Source organism: Streptomyces sp. NPDC058470 (assembly GCF_042721055.1).
GTDB lineage: Bacteria > Actinomycetota > Actinomycetes > Streptomycetales > Streptomycetaceae > Streptomyces.
Window position 1 is genome coordinate 47031 of sequence record NZ_JBHXMF010000038.1, and the last position, 21584, is coordinate 68614.

At 69.7% G+C, this 21584-nt stretch carries 21 protein-coding genes and 1 pseudogene; 12 read left to right on the top strand and 10 right to left on the bottom strand.

Annotated elements, in window-relative coordinates:
* The first annotated feature begins 290 nt into the window (after positions 1–290).
* From ACFWP7_RS26395 to ACFWP7_RS26415, 5 genes are all read left to right on the top strand, one after another.
* The gene (locus ACFWP7_RS26395; protein WP_384385628.1) at positions 291–1259 is read left to right on the top strand and encodes a hypothetical protein; all 969 of its coding nucleotides are present in this window, start codon (positions 291–293) and stop codon (positions 1257–1259) included.
* A 142-nt stretch (positions 1260–1401) separates the two neighbouring features.
* Positions 1402–2514 (top strand): multiple monosaccharide ABC transporter substrate-binding protein, encoded by a 1113-nt coding sequence (chvE, locus tag ACFWP7_RS26400; protein ID WP_384385631.1) that lies wholly within the window; start codon positions 1402–1404, stop codon positions 2512–2514.
* A 52-nt stretch (positions 2515–2566) separates the two neighbouring features.
* Positions 2567–4117 (top strand): multiple monosaccharide ABC transporter ATP-binding protein, encoded by a 1551-nt coding sequence (gene mmsA, locus ACFWP7_RS26405; RefSeq protein ID WP_384385634.1) that lies wholly within the window; start codon positions 2567–2569, stop codon positions 4115–4117.
* Positions 4114–5358, top strand: coding sequence for a multiple monosaccharide ABC transporter permease (gene mmsB / locus ACFWP7_RS26410; RefSeq protein WP_384385637.1), 1245 nt, complete (start codon positions 4114–4116; stop codon positions 5356–5358). Before mmsA ends, mmsB begins: the two co-directional genes overlap by 4 nt.
* 273 nt (positions 5359–5631) lie before the next feature.
* Positions 5632–7278 carry a pyridoxal phosphate-dependent aminotransferase gene (locus tag ACFWP7_RS26415; RefSeq protein ID WP_384385639.1) on the top strand — a complete coding sequence of 549 codons (1647 nt, stop codon included), beginning with the start codon at positions 5632–5634 and terminating at the stop codon, positions 7276–7278.
* Positions 7279–7419: 141 nt separating this feature from the next.
* Here ACFWP7_RS26415 and ACFWP7_RS26420 read toward each other — a convergent pair whose 3' ends face one another.
* Positions 7420–8265 carry an RNA polymerase sigma factor SigF gene (locus tag ACFWP7_RS26420; protein ID WP_384385642.1) on the bottom strand — a complete coding sequence of 282 codons (846 nt, stop codon included), beginning with the start codon at positions 8263–8265 and terminating at the stop codon, positions 7420–7422.
* Between the two features lie 254 nt (positions 8266–8519).
* Here ACFWP7_RS26420 and ACFWP7_RS26425 point away from each other — a divergent pair, with 254 nt between their 5' ends.
* Positions 8520–8933 (top strand): ATP-binding protein, encoded by a 414-nt coding sequence (locus ACFWP7_RS26425; protein WP_384385645.1) that lies wholly within the window; start codon positions 8520–8522, stop codon positions 8931–8933.
* A 64-nt stretch (positions 8934–8997) separates the two neighbouring features.
* A complete protein-coding gene (locus tag ACFWP7_RS26430; RefSeq protein WP_384385647.1) occupies positions 8998–9660 on the top strand; it encodes a methyltransferase domain-containing protein in 663 nt (220 codons plus the stop codon).
* 16 nt (positions 9661–9676) lie between these two features.
* Here the strand turns inward: ACFWP7_RS26430 and ACFWP7_RS26435 are convergent, their stop codons facing one another.
* Both ACFWP7_RS26435 and ACFWP7_RS26440 read right to left on the bottom strand, forming a co-directional pair.
* Entirely contained in the window at positions 9677–10042 is a 366-nt protein-coding gene (locus ACFWP7_RS26435) for a hypothetical protein (protein ID WP_384385650.1), read from the bottom strand.
* Between the two features lie 28 nt (positions 10043–10070).
* Positions 10071–10214 carry a hypothetical protein gene (locus ACFWP7_RS26440; protein ID WP_384385652.1) on the bottom strand — a complete coding sequence of 48 codons (144 nt, stop codon included), beginning with the start codon at positions 10212–10214 and terminating at the stop codon, positions 10071–10073.
* Between the two features lie 339 nt (positions 10215–10553).
* On the opposite strand from ACFWP7_RS26440, the gene ACFWP7_RS26445 reads away from it, so the two are divergent.
* Both ACFWP7_RS26445 and ACFWP7_RS26450 read left to right on the top strand, forming a co-directional pair.
* Positions 10554–11729, top strand: a complete 1176-nt coding sequence (locus tag ACFWP7_RS26445) for an acyltransferase family protein (protein WP_384385655.1) — start codon at positions 10554–10556, stop codon at positions 11727–11729.
* Between the two features lie 45 nt (positions 11730–11774).
* A complete protein-coding gene (locus ACFWP7_RS26450; RefSeq protein WP_384385658.1) occupies positions 11775–12038 on the top strand; it encodes a hypothetical protein in 264 nt (87 codons plus the stop codon).
* A gap of 302 nt (positions 12039–12340) precedes the next feature.
* On the opposite strand, the gene ACFWP7_RS26455 is transcribed toward ACFWP7_RS26450, so the two are convergent.
* Positions 12341–13264: an SDR family oxidoreductase gene (locus ACFWP7_RS26455; RefSeq protein ID WP_384385661.1), complete on the bottom strand. Its 924-nt coding sequence runs from the start codon at positions 13262–13264 to the stop codon at positions 12341–12343.
* Between the two features lie 113 nt (positions 13265–13377).
* Between ACFWP7_RS26455 and ACFWP7_RS26460 the strand changes: the two genes are divergently transcribed.
* Complete coding sequence (locus ACFWP7_RS26460; protein WP_384385664.1) at positions 13378–13944, top strand: helix-turn-helix domain-containing protein; 567 nt, start codon at positions 13378–13380, stop codon at positions 13942–13944.
* Positions 13945–14317: 373 nt separating this feature from the next.
* Positions 14318–14857, top strand: a complete 540-nt coding sequence (locus ACFWP7_RS26465; protein WP_384385667.1) for a hypothetical protein — start codon at positions 14318–14320, stop codon at positions 14855–14857.
* Positions 14858–14903: 46 nt separating this feature from the next.
* On the opposite strand, the pseudogene ACFWP7_RS26470 reads toward ACFWP7_RS26465, so the two are convergent.
* A pseudogene (locus tag ACFWP7_RS26470) lies at positions 14904–15098 on the bottom strand (Rrf2 family transcriptional regulator); the annotation flags it as partial.
* Positions 15099–15169: 71 nt separating this feature from the next.
* On the opposite strand from ACFWP7_RS26470, the gene ACFWP7_RS26475 reads away from it, so the two are divergent.
* Complete coding sequence (locus tag ACFWP7_RS26475; protein WP_384385670.1) at positions 15170–18118, top strand: beta-galactosidase; 2949 nt, start codon at positions 15170–15172, stop codon at positions 18116–18118.
* A gap of 64 nt (positions 18119–18182) precedes the next feature.
* Here ACFWP7_RS26475 and ACFWP7_RS26480 read toward each other — a convergent pair whose 3' ends face one another.
* The 5 genes from ACFWP7_RS26480 to ACFWP7_RS26500 all read right to left on the bottom strand — a co-directional run bounded on the left by ACFWP7_RS26480 (position 18183) and on the right by ACFWP7_RS26500 (position 21474).
* Positions 18183–19025: an SMP-30/gluconolactonase/LRE family protein gene (locus ACFWP7_RS26480; RefSeq protein WP_384385673.1), complete on the bottom strand. Its 843-nt coding sequence runs from the start codon at positions 19023–19025 to the stop codon at positions 18183–18185.
* Complete coding sequence (locus tag ACFWP7_RS26485; protein WP_384385676.1) at positions 19022–19795, bottom strand: IclR family transcriptional regulator; 774 nt, start codon at positions 19793–19795, stop codon at positions 19022–19024. The genes ACFWP7_RS26480 and ACFWP7_RS26485 overlap by 4 nt, the downstream gene beginning before the upstream one ends.
* Before the next feature lie 137 nt (positions 19796–19932).
* A complete protein-coding gene (locus ACFWP7_RS26490) occupies positions 19933–21177 on the bottom strand; it encodes a PucR family transcriptional regulator (protein WP_384385679.1) in 1245 nt (414 codons plus the stop codon).
* Entirely contained in the window at positions 21174–21320 is a 147-nt protein-coding gene (locus tag ACFWP7_RS26495; RefSeq protein WP_384385682.1) for a hypothetical protein, read from the bottom strand. Before ACFWP7_RS26495 ends, ACFWP7_RS26490 begins: the two co-directional genes overlap by 4 nt.
* 1 nt (position 21321) lies before the next feature.
* The gene (locus tag ACFWP7_RS26500) at positions 21322–21474 is read right to left on the bottom strand and encodes a hypothetical protein (RefSeq protein ID WP_384385684.1); all 153 of its coding nucleotides are present in this window, start codon (positions 21472–21474) and stop codon (positions 21322–21324) included.
* Positions 21475–21584 lie beyond the last annotated feature (110 nt).

A 21584-nucleotide genomic window follows, 5' to 3' on the forward strand; every position in this document is an offset into this window, starting at 1 on the left:
GGCCGTTCCCAACCCACGAACCACACCACCCCCCGCCACACACCAGGCCGTCCCCAACCCACGAACCACACCACCCCCCGCCACACACCAGGCCGTCCCCGGCCCACGAACCACACCACCCCCCGCCACACACCAGGCCGTCCCCGGCCCATGAGCCGACTCCTTCCGCTCGCCTGAGCAGTACGTCGGTGCGGGGTGCCCGACCGCACCGCACCGGCGCACTCCCATCGACACGAACCATGTTCGGGATATCGAACGCACTCCAGTCAACGAACGCGGAAGGACAGCTTGTGACCGACGTCCCGCCTCCGGCAGCCCGTCGACCCGGCGAGCAGGCGCTCGCCGCGCTCGGCCTGGGCGCGCCGCCCCTCTCCCCCGCCGACGCCTCGCCGCACAGCTTCCCGGGAGGCGGCCGCTGGCGTACCGAGGTCCCGTCCGTCGAGGGTCCCGAGGCCCTTGCCGTGGTCCTCAAGGAGTCCTCGCGGCTCGATGTGCCGATCCACCGGATCAGCCAGGGCAGCGGCGTCTGGATGCTGACCGACTCCGAGATCACCGAGATGGTCGAGGCCACGGCCGAACACGCCATCGAGCTCTGCCTGTTCACCGGGCCGCGCGGCACCTGGGACATCGGCGGCTCGGTGCGCTCCGACTCGCGGGGCGGCGGGCTGCGTGCCCGGGGCCACGACGCGGTTGCCGGATGCGTCGAAGACGCCCTGCGGGCAACGGAGTTGGGCGTCACGTGCCTGCTCGTCGCCGACGAGGGTGTGCTGTGGACGCTGCACCGCGCACGCGTCGCCGGGATCATCCCGGCCGACACGACCCTCAAGCTCTCGGCGCTGGTGGGCCCCGTCAACCCGGCCTCGTACGCCGTGTACGAGAACCTCGGCGCGGACTCCCTCAACGTGCCGAGTGATCTGACGCTCACTCACCTGACCGAGATCCGGCGGGTTTCCGCCGCCCCCATGGACATGTACATCGAGGCCCCCGACGACCTCGGCGGGTATGTGCGGATGTACGAGGTCGCCGAGCTGATCCGGCGTGGCGCACCGCTCTATCTGAAGTTCGGCCTCTCCAAGGCGCCCGGCATCTACCCCTACGGGCACCATCTGCGGGAGCTGACCCTGAGCACCGCCCGGGAACGGGTGCGGCGCGGCCGGCTCGCCCTGGACCTGCTCGCGCGGCACGGAGCCGACGGTGACATGGCGCCGCTCGGTTCTCGACTGCCGGGCGTGCTACGGCGATTCGAAACGCCCTCATAACGTTCCACGCCAACCCCCTTCACAAAAGGCGACGCAGCCGCACACAATCCCACACACCTGTTCTTGGTCCCACCTCCCGCCCCCACCGGAAGCGTCCCCGCACCGCCAGACCGAACCGGCCCACACATCAAGGATGATGATCATGCGTAACCGCAGAGCCGCACTCGCCGCCATAGCCGGAGCCGCTTCCCTCGCCCTCACCCTCTCCGCCTGCGGGCAGAGCAGCGAGGGGGGCAGTGAGGACAAGGCGACCGATGCCAGTGACGCCACCATCGGCATCTCCATGCCCACCAAGTCCTCCGAGCGCTGGATCGCCGACGGCGACAACGTCGTCAAGAACCTGGAGGCCAAGGGCTTCAAGACGAAGCTGGCCTTCGGCGAGGATGAGCCGGACCAGCAGGTCTCGCAGATCGAGAACATGATCACGCAGGGCGTGGACGCGCTGATCGTCGCCGCGATCGACAACAAGTCCCTCAACAACGTGCTCCAGCAGGCCAAGGACGCCGACATCCCGGTGATCTCCTACGACCGCCTGATCCTCGGCACGGAGAACGTCGACTACTACGCGTCGTTCGACAACGAGAAGGTCGGCGAGCTCCAGGGCTCCTACATCGTCGAGAAGCTCGGGCTGAAGGACGGCAGCGAGAAGGGTCCCTTCAACCTCGAACTGTTCGCGGGCTCGAACGACGACAACAACACCCGGTACTTCTTCCAGGGCGCGATGACCGTCCTCCAGCCGTACATCGACGAGGGCAAGCTCGTCGTCAAGTCCGGCCAGACGGAACTGACCCAGGTCACCACCCTGCGCTGGGACGGCGCCACCGCGCAGCGGCGCATGGACGACATCCTCACCGCCTCGTACAAGAGCGGCCGGGTCGACGCGGTGCTCTCGCCGTACGACGGCATCTCCATCGGCATCATCTCGGCGCTGAAGTCGGACGGTTACGGCAGTGCGAGCAAGCCGCTGCCGGTCGTCACCGGGCAGGACGCCGAGGTCGCCTCGGTGAAATCGATCATCGCCGGCGAGCAGTCGATGACCGTCTACAAGGACACCCGTGAACTCGCCAAGGTGGCCTCGAACATGGTCGACGCGGTCCTCAACGACAAGAAGCCCGAGACCAACGACACCAAGACGTACGACAACGGCGCGAAGGTCGTGCCCGCGTACCTGCTGGTGCCCGTGAGCGTGGACAAGGCCAACTACCAGACGGTCGTCGTCGACTCCGGCTACATCAAGGAAAGCGACCTCAAGTAGCGGAGAGCGAGCTCAAGCAGCCTCCGCACTCTAGGGATTGGAAGGCACGACCATGGCGAGACCCGTCCTGGAAATGCGCTCGATCGTCAAGACCTTTCCCGGCGTCAAGGCGCTGTCGGACGTCACACTGACCGTCCGTCAGGGCGAGGTCCACGCCATCTGCGGGGAGAACGGCGCCGGCAAGTCGACCTTGATGAAGGTCCTCTCCGGCGTCCACCCGCACGGGAGTTACCAGGGAGACGTGCTCTTCGAGGGCGAGATCTGTACGTTCAAGGACATCAGGGCCAGTGAGCAGCACGGCATCGTGATCATCCATCAGGAGCTGGCCCTGGTGCCGTACCTCTCCATCGCGGAGAACATCTTCCTCGGCAACGAGCACGCCACGCGCGGGTTCATCAACTGGAACGAGACCCTGCGGCACGCGTCCGAGCTGCTGCGCCGGGTCGGCCTGGGCGACCATCCGGAGACCCGCGTCACCGACATCGGCGTGGGCAAACAGCAGCTGGTGGAGATCGCCAAGGCGCTGTCGAAGAAGGTGAAGCTGCTCATCCTGGATGAGCCGACCGCCGCGCTGAACGACGAGGACAGCGGCAAACTCCTCGATCTCATCCTGGAGTTGAAGAAGCAGGGCATCACCTCGATCATCATCTCCCACAAGCTGAACGAGATCCGCAGGGTCGCGGACTCGGTGACGATCCTGCGCGACGGGAAGTCCATCGAGACCCTCGACGTGAAGGCAGCCGAGACCACCGAGGACCGGATCATCAGCGGCATGGTCGGCCGCGACCTCGACCACCGTTTCCCCGAACGCACCCCGTACGACGGGGAGGTGGGCGAGGCCCCGGCCCTGGAGATCCGCAACTGGACCGTGCACCACCCGATCGACCAGCAGCGCAAGGTGGTCGACGATGTGTCGATCAGCGTCAGGCGCGGCGAGATCGTCGGCATCGCGGGCCTGATGGGCGCCGGCCGCACCGAGCTCGCGATGAGCGTCTTCGGGCGCTCCTACGGCCGGTACGCGGGCGGCACGGTCTTCAGGGACGGCAAGGAGATCCGGACGAAGTCCGTCCCCGAGGCGGTCGGACACGGGATCGCGTACGTCACCGAGGACCGCAAGCACTACGGCCTCAACCTCATCGACACCATCAACCGCAACATCTCGCTCAGTGCCCTGGGCAAGGTGTCCCGGCACGGTGTTGTCGACGAGCACGAGGAGCGGCAGGTCTCCGAGGGCTTCCGCAAGTCCATGAACATCAAGGCGCCGACCGTCTTCGAGCCGGTGGGCAAGCTGTCGGGCGGCAACCAGCAGAAGGTCGTCCTCAGCAAGTGGATCTTCGCGGGCCCGGAGGTGCTGCTCCTGGACGAGCCGACCCGGGGCATCGACGTGGGAGCCAAGTTCGAGATCTACACGGTCATCGACAAGCTGGCCGCCGAGGGCAAGGCGGTCGTCTTCATCTCCTCCGAGCTGCCGGAGCTGCTCGGGATGTGCGACCGCGTCTACACGATGGCCGCGGGGCGGCTGACCGGTGAGTTCTCGCGGGCGGAGGCCTCCCAGGAAACGCTGATGCGTCAGATGACAAAGGACAAAGAGGTAACGCGATGAGCACGGATCTGACCGCCAGGACGCCGGCCCCCGCGCCGCCCGGAAAGAGCGGATCGGCGGCGGGCGGCGGCCTGCTCCAGCTGGTGCTGGCCGGTCTGCGCCGCAACATGCGCCAGTACGGCATGCTGATCGCCCTCGGCCTGATCGTGGCACTGTTCGCGGTGTGGACCGACGGCGACCTGCTGCTGCCGCGCAACGTCTCCAACCTGGTCCTGCAGAACAGCTACATCCTGATCCTCGCGATCGGCATGATGCTGGTGATCATCGCGGGCCATATCGACCTGTCGGTGGGCTCGTTGACCGCGTTCGTGGGCGCTTTCGCGGCCGTACTGACCGTGCAGCACGATGTGCCCTGGCCGGTCGCCGTGGTGCTGTGCCTGATGATGGGCGCGCTGGCGGGCGCGGTGCAGGGCTTCTTCATCGCGTACGGCGGCATACCGTCGTTCATCGTCACCCTCGCCGGCATGCTGATCTTCCGCGGTCTGACGGAGATCCTGCTGGAGGGGCGGACCCTCGGCCCCTTCCCGAACGGGTTGCAGGACCTCGGCAACGGCTTCCTGCCGGAGACCGGTCCGAACACCAACTACCACAACATCACCCTGCTGTTGGGCCTCGCCCTGATCGTCTTCGCGGTCCTCCAGGAGGTCCGCGACCGTAAGCGCCAGCAGGAGTTCTCGCTCGACGTGGTGCCCAGGAACCTCTTCCTGCTCAAGCTCGTCGCCATCAGTGCCGCGATCCTCGTCGTCACCATGCTGCTCGCCAGCTACAAGGGTGCGCCGATCATCCTGCTGGTCCTCGGCGTGCTGGTGGTCGGCTACGGCTACGTCATGCGCAACGCCGTCTTCGGCCGTCACATCTACGCGATCGGTGGCAACCTTCCGGCGGCGAAGCTGTCCGGCGTCAGGGACAAGAAGGTCACCTTCCTGGTCTTCCTGAACATGGGCGCGCTCGCGGCCCTGGCGGGTATGGCGATCGCCGCCCGCCTCAACGCGGCCTCACCGAAGGCGGGCCTGAACTACGAACTGGAGGCGATCGCCTCGGCGTTCATCGGGGGCGCGTCCATGAGCGGCGGCGTCGGGACCGTCCTCGGCGCGATCATCGGCGGTCTGGTCCTCGGTGTGCTGAACAACGGCATGAACCTCCTCAGCGTCGGCTCCGACTGGCAGCAGGTCATCAAGGGCCTGGCCCTGCTGGCGGCGGTCGGCTTCGACGTGTGGAACAAGCGCAAGGTCGGTTCGTAAGCCGCTGGGCCCCGCCTCGTGCGGGGCCCCGCCATCCGTACGACCACGGTGCACGCCGTCGACGACTGAGGTCCCGGTGGAGCCTCTGAGGGGCCCCTGAGGGATATTGGGTCCCTTCAGTTGCCTGTGATCATTAACTCTCACCAAATTCACACGAGTTGAACAGCACCCCCTCCGTATCCGTACCTTTGGGTGGCTCGCGCTCCCCCGCGCGGGCCACCCACAGACGGAGGGCCCGTCCTCCCCACCGGGCCCGCCCCCTACGGAGGTTCCATGGCCGACAACGTCACCTCGCTGTTCCGCAGCACGGCGGCGCACAGCCCCTCAATGGCAGCGCTCACCCGTGAGGGCGGCGAAGGGGCCGGTCCGGTCGACTTCTGTATCCCGTGCAACCCCTACTTCCCGACACCCGCCATGTTCGACGACCTGGCGAGTCGGCTGCGCGAGATCATCACGTACTACCCGAGCAGCGCCGACACCATCACGGCCGAGCTCTGCAACCTGCTCCAACTCCCTCCGCAGTGCGTCGCGATGGGCAACGGCTCGACCGAACTCATCACCTGGATCGACCACTTGCTGGTCCGGGAGTCCCTCGCCATACCCGTCCCCACCTTCGGCCGCTGGACCGACCAGCCCATGGAGACCGGCAAGCGCGTCGACATGTTCCCGCTGCAGGAGTCCAGCGGGTTCGCCCTCGACCTGGCCAAGTACGCCGAGTTCATCCGCGCCCGCGGCACCCGGGTCGCCGTCATCTGCAACCCGAACAACCCCGACGGCGGCTTCGTACCCCGCCAGGCGCTCGTCCAGTTCATGGACGCGATGGCGGACCTGGACCTCATCGTCATCGACGAGTCGTTCCTGGAGTTCGCCGACGCCGAGCACGAGCCGAGTGTCGTCGAGGACGCCGTGATGCGGCCCAACGTCATCGTGCTGCGCAGCCTGGGCAAGAACTTCGGCCTGCACGGCATCCGCTTCGGCTACCTCGTCGCCAACCCGGCGCTGGCCGGCAAGGTCCGCTCGATGCTGCCCAAGTGGAATCTCAACTCCTTCGCGGAGACCGTGGTGTTCATGCTCAAGAACCACGGCCAGGAGTACATGCAGAGCCTGCACATGGTCCGCCGCGACCGCCTCGACATGGCCCAGCAGCTCTCCCACCTGCCCGGTCTGACGATCTATCCCTCGCAGGGCAACTTCCTCTTCGTGCGCCTCCCCGTGGGCGCCGAGGGCACCGTGGTCCGGGACCGGCTGCTCACCGAGCACCGCATCCTGGTCCGCGAGTGCGGCAACAAGATCGGTTCGTCGAGCCGCTTCCTGCGACTCGTGGTACGCCCCCAGGTGGACGTGCGTCGCCTGGTGTCCGGCCTGGAAGGCGTGCTCTACGGGACCAGGAGGGGAGCCGCCGTACCCGAGATGGTCAACGGGACCAACTACAGCTCGGGTACGGCGGCGGTGGACAGACTCGTCGGCGCCACGAACGGGGCGGGCATGCCGGGGCTGGCGGCACAGGCCGCGGCGATGCAGAGTCTCGCGGGTGCACAGAGTTTCGCGGGCCCGCAGAGCCTCGCGGGCCCGCAGACCGGCGGCTGGCCGGCACCGGCCCCCGCGCAGGCTCCCGGTGCCATGCCGGGGTTGGCACCAGCCGCGGCACCGGCTGCCGTGATGCCGCCGCAGGCCGCCCCGATGCCCGGGTACGCGCCGGTCCCGGCCGCCGGACTGCCCGCCTACGCCCAGACCGGCATGCCCGGCATGGCAGCGGCCATGCAGGCCCCCCAGCCCGGCGTGATGGCCCCGGTGCCGGGCGCCCACCCCAGCGGACTGACCGCCGCCCAGGTCCGCGGCCGGACCCAGCCAGATCCTCCCCCACAACCTCAGGCCATGGGCTGGCCTGCCGCGGGAGCCGTGTACAACCAGGCGGGTTAGTCGGACGGGAGCCGCGAAGGGGGCTGCGCCCCTCCCCGACTCCCGTCACACACCTGCGATTTCACGCCGCACGCCCGCTGAACCCGTCGTACGCGAACCCCGTACACAACCCTCGTACACAACCGTCGTACGCGACCGGAGTCAGCGGGTGGTGAGCATTCCCTCCCGCAGACGCGCCAGGGTGCGCGTCAGGAGGCGGGAGACATGCATCTGGGACACACCGAGGCGCTCGCCGATCTGCGACTGGGTGAGCTCGTCGACGAAACGCATCTGCAGTATGTGCCGGTCGCGGTCGTCGAGTTCGGCGATGAGCGGGGCGAGGGCGTGGAAGTCCTCCACGAGCTCCATCGCGGGGTCCTCCTCGCCGATGAAGCCGGCCAGGGCGGTCTCGCCGTCGTCGCCGTCGCCGTGGATGGCGGCGTCGAGGGAGGTGGAGTTGTAGCCGTTCGAGGCCATGCGGGCTTCGATGACCTCGTCCTCGGTGAGGTCCATCAGAGCGGCCAGTTCACCGACCTTGGGAGCGCGCCCCAGCCGGGTGCTGAGTTCCTCGGTGGCCCTGGCGAGTTCGACGCGGGCCTCCTGAAGGCGGCGCGGAACGTGGACGGCCCAGGACGTGTCACGGAAGAACCGCTTGATCTCGCCGACTATGTAGGGCACGGCGAACGTCGCGAACTGGGTCTCCCGGGTGAGCTCGAAGCGGTCGATGGCCTTGATGAGGCCGATCATGCCGACCTGGACGATGTCCTCCATGTCGTCGCCGCGGTGGCGGAACCGGCCGGCCGCGTAGCGGACCAGCGACATGTTCATCTCGATGAGGGTGTTGCGCGCGTACTGGTGCTCGGGGGTCCCCTCTTCCAGTACGGCGAGTTGAGCGAAGAACCGCGTCGACAGGTCGCGCGCGTCCTTCGGCGCGACCGTCTGCGGGTCGACGATCTCCGGCAGCCCTGCGAAACCGGTGTCCGTGTGTGTCCGGACTGCCGTCGTCATGGTCGCCATCGTCGTCATCGTTGCCCTCCCTGGTCCGTCGGCCCTCTGCCATCCCCCGACAGAAGCGTGTCCAGCGCCTACCCGCGTATTGCTGCCTCACTCCCCTGCGCACGTACCCAATGTGCGAAGCCCTCCCCATGGCCGGGCCGGTGGGAGAGACGACGACTCAAGGGCCGCCCGGGAGTGCGTTACAGCGTGCGCTTCAGGGGCAGGCGTTCATCCTGAACAGAAGCCACCCCGTACGAGGAGGGCTTATGCGAACGCGACATCCGCGTGTGAACGGCCGCCCATGGGACCACGCGGTCTTCGACGCCCGGCCCGAGGCCATCGCGGACGCGCGGGACCTCGCCCACGCTTTTATGAACAGCCTCACGCCGGCGGTGGACACCCTGGTCGCGTCGAGCGTCGCCCTCGTGGTGTCCGAACTCGTCACCAACGTCGTACGGCACGCACAGGGCACCTCCTGCTCCCTGCGCCTGTGGGCGCGCCCCGGCGCCATCACCGTCGCCGTCACCGACGCGGACCCACGACCGCCACGGGAACGCGCTCCCGACCTCACCGGTGGAACCGGCGGTTTCGGCTGGCCGATGGTCCAGAAGCTGGCCAGGTCGGTCACCGTGAGCACGGGCCCCGCCGGCAAAACCATCCGAGCGGAGCTTCCCCGGTAGCCCGGCAGCCGCCCGGGGCCGACCGGGTTGGGCTCAAGGCGGGCCACGAACTACCGTCGCGGGCATGGTCGAACACGATGCCCTCGGTGCCACCCGCGACGGGTACGACGCTGCTGCCCTCACCTATGCGCAGCTGTTCCGGGACACACTTCGGGACAGGCCCCTGGACCGCGCGATCCTGGGTGCCTTCGCCGAGGTCGTACATGCGGGTGGGGACGGTCGGGTCGCGGACCTGGGGTGCGGGCCCGGGCACATCACCGCTCATCTCGACGAGTTGGGGCTGACGGCGTTCGGTGTTGATGCCTCCCCGGCGATGATCGAGCTGGCTCGCCGGGCCCATCCGGGCCTGCGGTTCGACGTGGGCTCGATGGCCGCGCTGGACATCGCCGACGGCGCGCTGGGCGGCGTACTCTCACGCTGGTCCATCATCCACACGCCGCCGCAGGAACTCCCCGTCGTCCTGGCGGAGTTCCACCGCGTGCTGGCACCCGGCGGCCATCTTCTGCTCGGCTTTTCGGCAAGCGAGGATCCGTCCCACCCGACGCAGCTCTTCGACCACACCGTCGCCCCGGCCTACCGATGGTGGCCCGATCACCTGGCCACGCTGCTGCGCGAGTCCGGATTGGCCGAGGTGGCCCGGATGATCCGCGAGCCCGAGCCCACCGACCGCCGGCAGTTCCGGGAGATCCACCTGCTCGCCCGCAAAGCCCAGGCAGCAGCTGCCTGACCGAACGCATGGCCGGCTATCCGCCGAGGTAACGGTGTCTGCTGTCGCCCGGCGAGATGAAGAGCCCACCCTCGCGAACCTGCCATTCAGCCGTGCCATCGATTTCATGACCGGCGAGGAAGAGTCCCCTGACGCGGTCTCCGTCATCATCGGAGGCAGGGATTCTCGCCATGTCCCGGATCTGGTGAAGGAGCCATTCCAGGGCCGACTCTCGGATGTCCGCACCGTAGAACATGTAGTGAGTCCAGTTGACGTGGCGGCGAGGTGTGCCCCATCCGTTGGAGTAGTGATCGTCTTCGTGAGCCGAGATGATTTCCCGGGCTGCGACGAGTTGTTTGTCGTCGCACTCCAGCCATCCTCTGACCGACACGTAAATACCCATGGGTGTCCTCTCTCGTCGTCAGCTGACGTCACAGCCTGCGGCCGGTATCGGCTGCGTGGGCGCCCCGGTCTCCGGCGGAGGCCCGCTGCCCTTCGACGGCGACGGTGCTGTCGATGCCGAGAGTGCGGGCGTGGACCGCGGCGGGCGCGCAGTTCAGTGTCGTGCGTGACACCCGTTCGGGTGCGTGTGCCCTGTGCTCCGGTGGGCATACGAGCCGAATGAGATTTCTCTGCGGAGCCATGTCGTCCCCGCTCAGGGCACGCCGCCGTAGGGCGGACCCTGCGGCTACCCAGGTGCCTCCCAGGCTGTGCGGGTACGGTCCACGCTGGGCGGCGTGGCGTCCCTGTGAGAGCCGGGGTACCCCTGGGAGATCCGGCGTGCGATCTCGCCGGGCTGCCGTTCACGCGCCGGGACGCGGTGCGGGCGAGCCGGATCCCCCGTGTGTCGGGCCTGTACCTCTCGATCATTCGGACGATGGCTCCCGCACGGGCCGGACAGGCGGATTGGACACGTGATACAGGCCGGAGGCGTCGCCGCCGAGCAACGGCGGCAGCAGCACCAGCCGATCGAACACGACACGCTCCCGTCGGCGCGGGGAGAGCCACCGTCCGCTGCCGGGGGCGCGCGCCGCAAGCCCCGGCTGTATGTGATCGACGCGCTGCGGCTGGTGGCCGCCCTGATGGTGGCGCTGCACCACTACATCGGCACCTATCGCGCCAACCAGCCGGACAACCTCATCTGGGGCCGTCCGGTCTCGGAGATCTTTCCCAGCCTCTTCCCGTTCGCCACCTACGGCTGGATCGGCGTCGAGTTCTTCTTCGTCATCAGCGGCTTCGTCATCTGCATGTCCAGCTGGGGCCGGCGGGCCAGGGACTTCTTCGTCTCGCGCGTCATCCGCCTCTACCCGGCCTACTGGTTCGCGGTGCTGTTCACCACCGCGGTACTCACGCTGTGGCCGGCGCAGTTCACCGCCCTCCCCTCCGTGAAGGTCATCCTCAACCTCTCCATGCTCCAGCAGGGCGAGGGGGCGCCGGCGGTGGACGGCGTGTACTGGACGCTCTGGTCCGAACTGCGCTTCTACGTCATCTTCATGCTGGTGGTGGCGACCGGACTGACGTACCGCAAGGTCGTGCTGTTCTGCTGCGTCTGGGGCGCCCTCGCGGCCGTCGCGCCCAACTCCGGGGTTCCGCTGCTGGTGACGGTCGCCAACCCCGAGGCCGCATGGTTCTTCATCGCCGGCCTCGCCCTGTACCTCATGCACCGCTTCGGCCAGGACCTGCTGCTGTGGGGCATCCTGGGCCTGGCCTGGGTGATGTCCCAGAACCAGCTGCCGGCCCGGATCAGTGTGGAAAAGGTGTCGAGTTGGTCCGGCTCGCTGATCCTCTACACGCTCTTCCTGCTCCTCATGGTGGGCATCGCCCTCGGCCTGACCGACCGAATCCAGTGGAAGTGGCTGGCCACCGCTGGATCGCTCTCGTACCCCTTCTACCTCCTCCACTACGCCATCGGCACCACACTGATCCACTACCTGCACCAGGACATCGACGCCCGCCTACTGGTCCCTGCCCTCATCATCGCGATGCTCGCCCTGAGCTGGCTCGTCCACCGCTTCGTCGAGGTGCCGCTGGCACGCAAGCTCAAACAGGGCCTGACCAGCGCGTTCAGCAGACTGGACGTCAAACACTGAGCCGGGTCCACGGTTCCCGGCAGGGAGCCAGTCCTCGTTGCGGCGATGGCGGCCGAGTCCCACGGCCTCGAATTCGTCCTCGGCCGCACCGGCCACTGCGCCGAGTCGCCGAAGGGCCTGGGCGATCGGGCTTCCGGCAGCGGGGAACGGCTCGCCCTCCGAGGCGTGCAGCGGCCCGAGCACCACGGCCCCGTCGGCCCAGACGGCAGCGCGCTGTTCGCCTACGCCGCCGAAGTACTCGGCCTCCGCGTAGGCGACCGGTCCCGCGGCGGACCACCCGGCGAGCAGTCCGTCGAAGCCGCCCGGTAGCCGCCAGAACCCCAGCGGCCCGACCGCGCTGCTTTCCGTGACGGCGTCGAGGAGCTGGTCCGTCATCGGCAGCAGCGACAGGCCCTGCCCAAGAGGCACCACTGTGGTGTCGGCGAGGTCTTGTGAGGCAGCCCGCAGCAGCTCGCCTCCGGCGATCAACGCCTGCAGTTCATAACCCACTTGTGGCCTCCCTCGCGCACCGACCGGAGACCTCATCCTGCCTCACCGGCCCGGGCGGAACCGCGTGCCGTCCTCCTCCGAACCGGCCCCCGCACGGGAGCCGTTCGCCCCGGCCTACGTCCTCAGGCGAAGTAGTGGCCCTTGTCGAGGTCCTCCAGCAGCCCTGGTTGGGCCGGCCGCCACCCGAGCAACTCCTGGGTCAGCGCGCTCGACACGGGACTGTCGACCCCCAGGGGGCCGGCCAGCCAGCCGAAGTGCTCGCCCGCGTCCTCGGGGGCGACGGACGCCACGGGGATTCCGAGATGGCGTCCGATCACCTCGGCGACGGCACGGATCGGCACGCCCTCGTCGGCGACGGCGTGCAGCGTCGAGCCCGCCGGGGCCTTGTCCAGCGCCAGGCCGAAGAGGTGCGCGGAGTCGAGCCGGTGCACGGCGGGCCAGCGGTTGGATCCGTCGCCGATGTAGCCGGAGACGCCCTTGTCGCGGGCGATGCCGACCAGGGACGCCATGAAGCCGTTGTCTCCTTCCCCGTGATTGGTCGGAGAGAGCCGCACGATGGATGAGCGGACTCCGCGCGACGCGAAGGAGAGCACCAGCTCGGCGGTGGCCAGCCGGGTCCGCGGGCCCTCGCCCCAGGCGGCGACATCCGAGGCGGGACCGTGCCCGTCCTCTTCGGTCCCCACCCGCCCGGAGGTGAGCCCGAGCGTCCCGGAGGCGATGACCAGCGGCCGGTCCGAACCGGCGAGCGCCTCGCCGAACGTCTCGACAGCACGGCGATCCGCGTCGGCGGCGCTCTCGAAGCCCCCGGAGAAGGCGATGTCGTGCTTGAACGCGAGGTGGATCACACCGTCCGACGCGGCGGCTGCCTCGCGCAGAGCATCGAGGTCGTCGAGCGTGCCGCGAAACACCTCCACCCCGGCCTCGGTGAGGGCAGCGGCTGCCGCGTCGGAGCGGGCGAGCCCGGTGACCTGGTGGCCCGCGCCGATGAGCTCGGGGACGACGGCGGATCCGATCCAGCCGGACGCACCCGTCATGAACACGCGCATGGGAGACCTCCTGAGTAGTTCGGCTGCTCGCGCCATGGCGAGGCAGTCGATGTCAGCAACTGTCATCAACCTACACCTGATGCCAGTCACTGTCATCACATAGAATCCGGGGTATGGGCAGATGGGAACCGAACGCGCGTGGCCGACTGGCGCAGGCCGCACTGGAGCTCTACAGCGAGCGCGGGTACGAACAGACCACCGTGACCGAGATCGCCAGGCGGGCGGGGCTCACGGAGCGGACGTTCTTCCGGCACTACTCCGACAAGCGCGAGGTCCTCTTCGAGGGTTCGAACTCACTGGAGGAGCTCCTCGTGGGCGCCCTCAACGGCGCCCCCGCGTCCGCGGCCCCGATCGACGCGGTGGCCGCCGCCCTCGACGCCGCCGCGGCGGTCTTCGAGGAGCACCGCGCACACTCCCAGAAGCGCCAGAAGGTCATTGCCGCCAACACGGAGCTGCGGGAGCGCGAGCTGATCAAGCTTGCGTCACTGTCCGCGGCACTCGCCGACGCGTTGCGGCAACGCGGCGTCGCGGACCCGACCGCGGGCCTGGCCGCCGAGGCGGGGATCGCCGTCTTCAAGATCGCGTACGAACGCTGGGTCGACGAGACCAACCAGCGACCGATGGCACAGCTCATCCGGGAGTCCCTGGACGAGCTCAAGGCCGTGACCGCGGGCACATAGTCACCGAGGTGACACCAAGGGCAGAACCCGCGTGCGCCCATGGTGCCAAATGAGGACGCCGCACAGACGGAACCCACCCCTCCGCCGGAGGCTCCCCTCTCCCCCCGGCTCCCGCAGAGAGCCCGGTCACGTTCACCCCCCGACGCGAACGGCCCTCCACACGCAGGCACATTCACGGCTACGCCCCGGTCGCCGAACCACCCCCCGTACAACACCCGTGGCCTGCGGTTTCCATGATCTGGCCGGCCGCCCCGCCCAGCTCTGTGACCGTCTCGTCGCACACGCTGCCGCAACCGCCGTACGCAGGCCGGTGTCCCTCTGCACGCCGGCCGCCCACGGGGTCGCGGCCGACGATTTCCAGGGGGAGAACATCATGCGCAGCAGCACGCACGACATCATGGACAGCGCGTCCAAGGCCGGCTCCGGCCGCCGCGTCACCGCACTCGGACTCGCGGTCCTGTTCGCCGCGGCGGCCATGGCCACCACCGGATGCGGCGGGAACTCGGACACGGCGGCCCGTCCGACCGCCGCCAGGTCGGCGCCCCCGGAGACCACCGAACTGGGCGCGGTGGAGGGCAAGGCGTACGGATACCACCCGTACGTCTGGGCCACCCGCGCGCCGAGCACGATCGGCGTCCACGGCCTCGTCCTGCGCGACCAGAGCTTCACCGTCGGCGGGCAGGTGAAGATGGCGCTCTTCAAGGACGGTGGCGTGCCGGGCGTTCCCAGCTGGTACAAGACCACCACCGCGCGCTCCGTCTCCGGGCGGCCCGGCGGGGGCTTCGACTTCACGACCGGCCTGCTGGACTGCACCGCCTACGGCTACGCGAAGAACTCGACGCTGATGGCCCTCGACGTGACCACCAACACCTGGTCCTCCAAAGCCCGCGTCTCCACGGGCTGCGGCAACTGAGGTCGCGGGTCGGCGGCCACGGGTTCTCCCGGGCCGCCGGTGCACAGCCGCCGTCGCCACCGCGCCGGCTGACGACCGGGCCGCCACGCCGGAGGCCGACGAGGATTCCCTCCAGGAACTTGTACGGGATGGCCTGCGCGGCGGCGAGGGCCTCCGCCTTCACCGGTGGGCCCTCGCCCTGCCGGACGGTCGGCTCCGGTAGCGCCCGTACCGGGCAATCCACCCGCGCCGAGATCCTCATACGACCATTGCGGGACGAATCGCTGTGGACAATGGCCGCACCCGAGCCGCCGCTGTCCAGGGGAGAACCTCATGGTGTTGAGCAGACGTACCTTCAGCGCACTCGCCACGACCACCGCCCTCGGCTTCTCCCTGAGCGGCAGTGGGAACGGCGGCGCGTACGCCGTCGATGCCACGCCCACAGCACCCGCACCCGGGCCGCCGGGTGCCGACGGCGACCGGCACACCGTCGGCTTCGACGCGTACTCGCTGCTGATCGACGGCAGGCGCGTCGTCCTGTGGTCCGGCGAGGTCCACCCGTTCCGCCTCCCGAGCCCGTCGCTGTGGCGGGACGTCCTGCAGAAGCTGCGCGCCCACGGCTACAACGCGATCAGCATCTACGTGTCCTGGAACTACCACTCCCCCGCGCCAGGGACGTACGACTTCACCGGCGTCCGCGACCTCGACCTGTTCCTGCGCATGGCCGCCGAGACCGGTCTGTACGTGATCCTGCGACCGGGCCCGTACATCAACGCCGAGGTCGACGCGGGCGGTTTCCCCGGCTGGCTGACCGCCACCGAGGGCGTGGCGAGGACCTCGGACCCGACCTATCTGAAGCACGTCGACGAGTGGCTGACCGTCGTCGACCGGATCGTGGCCCGGCACCTGCACACCGACGGCGGCGGCACGGTCGTCCTCTACCAGCTGGAGAACGAGTACGCGGACCACGTCACCAGCCCCCTCGGCCGCGACTACATGGCCCACCTGTACGCCAAGGTCCGCGACGACGGCATCGACGTGCCGCTGTTCCACAACGACAAGGGCAGGAACGGCTATTGGGCCCCCGGCACCTTCGACACGGGCGGAGAGAGCGGGCGTTGGCTGTACGGCTTCGACGGGTATCCGTCGCCCTTCAAACCCCCGCCGGACTGGGGGTACTTCGGAGTCGGCGGTACGAAGGGGGGCTCGACGGCGAGTCCGCGGACCCCGGGGTTCGTGCCCGAGTTCGGGGGCGGCTGGTTCGATCCGTGGGGCGGGGTGGAGTTCGACGGCACGGGGTACGCGGAGTCGGCCAGGACGCGTGACGCGGCGTACGAGCGGCGCTTCTACCTCACCAACCTCGCCAACGGCATCAAGATCCACAACGTCTACATGACCTTCGGCGGCACCTCCTGGGGCTGGCTGCCCGCACCGATCGTCTACACGTCGTACGACTACGGCGCCGCCCTCGACGAGGCCCGGCAGCCCACCGCCAAGCTGGTCCCGATGCACCAGATCGGGCAGTTGCTGCACTCCGTGCCCGACCTGGCCAAGCTGGACCGTGCGGAGCCGGTCACCGGAACGGACCCCCAGGTCAAGGTGTATCCGCTGGTGAACCCGGACACCGGCGCGCGCTTCTACGTCGTACGCAACGACACCGCGGCGGAGGTGACGACGGCGCTTCCCTTCTCGGCGCTTCCCCTCACCGTGCCCGCCGCCGACGCCCGGCTCCTGGCCACCGGGATCGCCTTCGGGCGGCGCAAACTGGCGTACTCCACCGCGCAGCCGATGCTGTGGCTCGCGGCCGGACGGCAGGACATCGCCGTGCTCACCGGCCGCTCCGGAGAGACGACCGAGACCGCGCTGGAGTGCGCGAGTGAGCCGACGGTGACCGTGCTTGAGGGGGCCGCGGCATACGAGTACGAGAGTGGTGTGCTCCGGGTCTCGGCTCGACTCGGCGGTCTTGTGCGGGTGTTGGTGGAGGGCGGCGGTGCCTCGGCGCCGCTGCTGCTGCTCCTCGCGGACGACGAGACCTCCGGACGGCTGTGGCGGTACGACACCCCGTCGGGCCCGGTACTGGTACGCGGCCCCGCGCTCCTGCGCACCGCCGCCCTGCACGACTCGACCGTCCAGCTCACCGGCGACACCGTGGAGGCGGCCGATCTGGAGGTGTGGGGACCGCGCGGGGCGAGTGAAGTCGTCTGGAATCAGGGCGCGTTGAGGACGCGTGCCACGTCCTCCGGGAGTCTGCTGGCCGAGCAGCGGCTGCCCGGCGTGCCGGAGGTCCGGCTCCCCGTGCTGATCGACTGGCGGCGGTCCGCGGAGAACCCGGAGTCCGCCGCCGGCTTCGACGACTCGGGGTGGACGGTCGCGGACAGGACGTCCTCGTACAGCAGCACCCCCGTACCGGCCGGGCAGCCCGTGCTGTTCGCCGACGACTACGGCTTCCACTACGGAGACGTCTGGTACCGGGGACGCTTCGAGGGAGCGGCGGAGTCCGTGTCCCTCGCCTTCACCACGGGCACGCAGGGGGTGCTGATGGCCTGGCTGGACGGGCAGCCACTGGGCACGCATCGGATGCCGGTGCCGGACAAGAAGACGGTCAGGCAGGGGACTTGGGCCGACACCGCGGTCTTCCCCCTCCCCCTCGGCGAGGGACCGCACGTCCTCTCCGTGCTCGTCCGCCGTATGCAGCACGACCAGGACGCGAAGGCGGACGACACCCATAAGGCGGCCCGCGGGCTGGCCTCCGCAACCTTCAACGGGGCTTCCCCCGCCGTCACTTGGCGGATCCAGGGTGAGGCGGCCCCCGACCCGGTGCGCGGGCCGCTCAACCACGGCGGGCTGTACGGGGAACGCGAGGGCTGGCATCTGCCCGGGTTCGCGGACAGCGGCTGGAAGGCGGTCGGCTTCCCGCGGGCCGAAATGCGACAGGGCGTCGTCTGGTACCGCACCCGGTTCCGGCTCTCCGTCGACCCCGGCGTCGATGCCTCAATCGGGCTCACGCTCACCGACGACCCGACCCGCGCCTACCGCGTCCAGATCTTCCTGAACGGCTGGAACATGGGCCAGTACATCAACGACGTAGGCCCCCAGCACACCTTCGTCCTGCCGAACGGGGTGCTGCGGACACGTGGCGAGAACACACTGGCCCTCGCTGTCCTGTCCGACGGGACCACACCCTCGGGTCCGGGCGAGGTGAAGCTGACGCTGCTGGGCAGTGCGGCCGGAGGAGTACCGGTGACGGTGGTGGACTCTCTCGGCCACACCGCGTCCGGCTGAGCCGGATCACGTTCCCTTCGGCCGTGGCCGACCGGCCGTCGTGGCTGACCGGTGCCGGTCGTGGCTAACCGGCGAACGCGGGCTGCGGGAGCCCCTTCCCGGCGCCGGGCACCACCAGCACCGAGCCCGACAACGGATGCGGCGCCTCAAGGCCCTTACGAGCTGTGGTGATGTACAGGTCGGTGAGGTCGGCGCCGCCGAACGCGCAGGCGGTGGGGCGGAGTACGGGCAGTTCGAGCACACGGTCGAGGGTCCCGTCCGGGGTGTAGCGGTGGACCGCTCCGCCGTCCCAGAGGGCCACCCAGACACAGCCGTCGGCGTCGACGGCGAGACCGTCGGGCAAGCCGTCGTCCACCGCCGCCAACTGCCGCCTGTCGACCGGCAGTTGATCATCGCCGACGTCGAACACGTCGATGCTTCGGGTCGGCGAGTCGACGTAGTACATCAGCCGGCCGTCGGGGCTCCAGCCGATGCCGTTGCTGACGGCGACGGAGTCCAGGACGGTCCGCGCGGTGCCGTCGGGGGCGAGCCGGGACAGGGTGCCGCCGCCCGCCGCCTCGTCGTAGCGCATGGTGCCGAACCACAGGGCGCCGTCGGGCGCGACCGCCGCGTCGTTGCCACGGCGGCCGGGGACGAGCTCCCGATGCAGCCACCGGAAGCCGTCGATGCCGTCGTAAACCCCCACGCCGTCACGGAGGTTGACCACCAGGCCGCCGCCCTCCCGTGGCTTCGCGGCGCCCACGTGCTGCTCGGTGACCATGACCGTGCGACGGCCGGTGTCGGGGTCGAAGGTGTGGACCCGCGAGCCGAGGATGTCGACCCAGATCAGCCGCTGCTCCCGGGAGTCCCACGTGGGCCCCTCCCCCAGGGTCGCGTGCTCGTGTACGGCGACCTCGACCGCCGTCATCCCACGCTCCGGTGGCCCAGCCGCTCGGACAGCTCGACGGCGCCCTTCGCTGCGAGCTGCTCCAGCTCGGCGCGGCGCTCGTCGCTCCAGCGGATCATCGGTACGGAGATGGAGAGGGCCGCGACGACCTGGCCCGTGCGGTCGCGCACCGGGGCGGCGATGCAGCTGACGTCCGGATTGGACTCGCGGCTCTCCACGGCGATGCCCCGGCCGCGGATCTCGGCGAGGGCCTCGCGCAGGGCGGCCGGTTCGGTGATGCTGTTGGGCGTCATCGCGACCAGCTCGGCGTCGTCCGGGACGCGGGCCGCCAGCTCCCGGTCGGGGAGCGAGGCGAGCAGCATCTTGCCGACCGAGGTGCAGTGGGCGGGCAGTCGGCGGCCGGCGGCGGACACCATGCGCACGGCGTGCGTGGAGTCCACCTTCGCGATGTAGATGACGTCGGCACCCTCCAGGATGGCGACGTGCACGGTCTCGTCGCAGGTCTCGGCGACCGAGCGGGCGACCTGCTGGCCCTCGGCGGCGAGGTCCAGCTGCTCCGCGTACCGGCTGCCCAGCTGATACGGCCGCACACCGAGCCGGTAGCGTCCTGGCTGACTGGGCACCTGGACGATGTACGAACGGGCGGCGAGTGTGGTGACCAGCTCGTGCACGGTCGTGCGTGGCAGCTGCAGCCTGCGCACGATGTCGGGGGCGGAGAGCGTACCGTCCCCGTCGAGGAAGAGCTCGAGTATGTCCAGAGCTCGGGTCACGGCAGGTACAAGGCGTCCCACAGCCGGCCCCCTCCTAGCGTTCGAAATGTCAACAGTCGATCGGCATTGCGAACACAGGTTACTCATAGTGGTCTTGGGTGGGCAATGGGTGTGCGGTGTGCGTAACCGCTGGTGTGTGCGGGGCAGGTGGCCAGGACCTAGCGCCGGGCTCTGGGGTCGCCCAGTTCCCCGCGCAGGCGTTGCGCCCTGAGCACCAGCTCCAGCTCGAAGCGGCGGTCCGGGTCGTCGACCTCGTCGCCCCACAGTTCCCTTATCTGGCGCAGGCGGTAGCGGACGGTCTGTGGATGGACGCCGAGGCGGGCCGCGACCTCGGGGGCGCCACCGCGCGTTTCCAGCCAGGCGAGCATGGTCTCGGCGAGGCGGCGGCCGTGCGTGGGGCCGCAGTGGGCGAGGGGGGCAAGGCAGCGCAGGGCGAGGTCGTCGATGAGTTCCTCGGGCTGGAGCAGGACCAGCGCCTCGGTGTGTTCCGTGCAGTGCAGCACCTCGCCGACCGGGAGCAGGCGCCGCTCCATCAGGCGTACGGCGGCCTCCGCCCAGCGCAGCGACTTCGCGGCGTCGGCGAGCGGTACAGGCGGGCCGATGGCGCCGGACCAGCCGGTCAGCGCGCGGTGCAGCAGTTCGGGGCGGCCCGCGGCGTCCGGCTCGGGCACGACCATGCGGGGCTGCTCGTACTCCATGTCGAGCAGGACACTCTGGCCCACGGCGGGCGCGACGGCCTCCCGGGCGGGGCGCAGCAGTACCCCGACGGCGACCTTGTCGGGCAGTTGCCAGCCGATGCGGGCGGCGCGTTCGACGAGCGCCTCGGCCGGGTCGCCCCGGTGGTGGCGCTCCGAGAGCAGGAGCTCCATCAGGCGGCGCTGGAGGCGCAGGCGCTCCCCGGCCTGCCGGGCGGCGGCCTCCGCGTAGCCGCGTACGGACTGGTCCACCAGACCGTCCAGGTATTCGTATCCGGCGTCGACGAGTTCGTACATGGCCGGTGGCGGGATCTCGACCCGCTGCCCGATCTCGGCGAACCGGCGCCAGGCGAGTCTGACCCCGAGCCGGTAGATCGCCTGGAGCGAGTCGAGGCTGCGGCCGTTGAGGCCCTCGCCGCGGCCGAACTCCTGGAAGACCTCCGGGTGGACGCGGGGCCGGCCCTCGGCGGTCTCCAGGTGCTGCACGAACACCTCGATGGCGCGGCGGATGCCGATCAGCGCCATGGGCTCGCCCGAGTCGTCGAGGAAGACGGGCAGCGTCGGGTACTCGTGGCGGATCTCCTGAAGGATCTCCTCGGCGAGCACCGGCGCCTCGGCCATCGCGAGCGCCGCGAACTGGCGCACCTGGAGGCGCGGGACGTCGCGCCAGGCCGAGCGCGTCGTGACGGTTCCCGGGCGGGGGGTCACGTCGGGGCTCCGACGAGGGACGGGCCGCGTGCCGTCACCGTCGACGCTCCGACGAGGGACAGGCCGCGTGCCGTCACCGTCGACGCTCCGACGAGGGACGGGCCGCGTGCCGTCACCATCGGCGTTCCCGCGCGCGACGGCATGTCAGCGCTCCTGCCCGGCGTTCTCGTAGGTGATGAGCGGGGTGTTCGGCTGGTCGGGGGTCGCTTCGAGGAGGGCGACGATGCCGAGCGCGGCGCCCACCGCGAGTGCGGTGGCGCCGAGGACGGTCAGTGCGGCGGCGAGCAGTCTGGACATCGCGGGTCAGCCTCTCTGTCGGAGGTCGTCCCCACCCCGGCCGCTTCGTCCGCGGCCGTGGTCGTCCCACGGTCGTGCGGTCGGCGACCCCTGCCCGTTCCCCGTGGTGC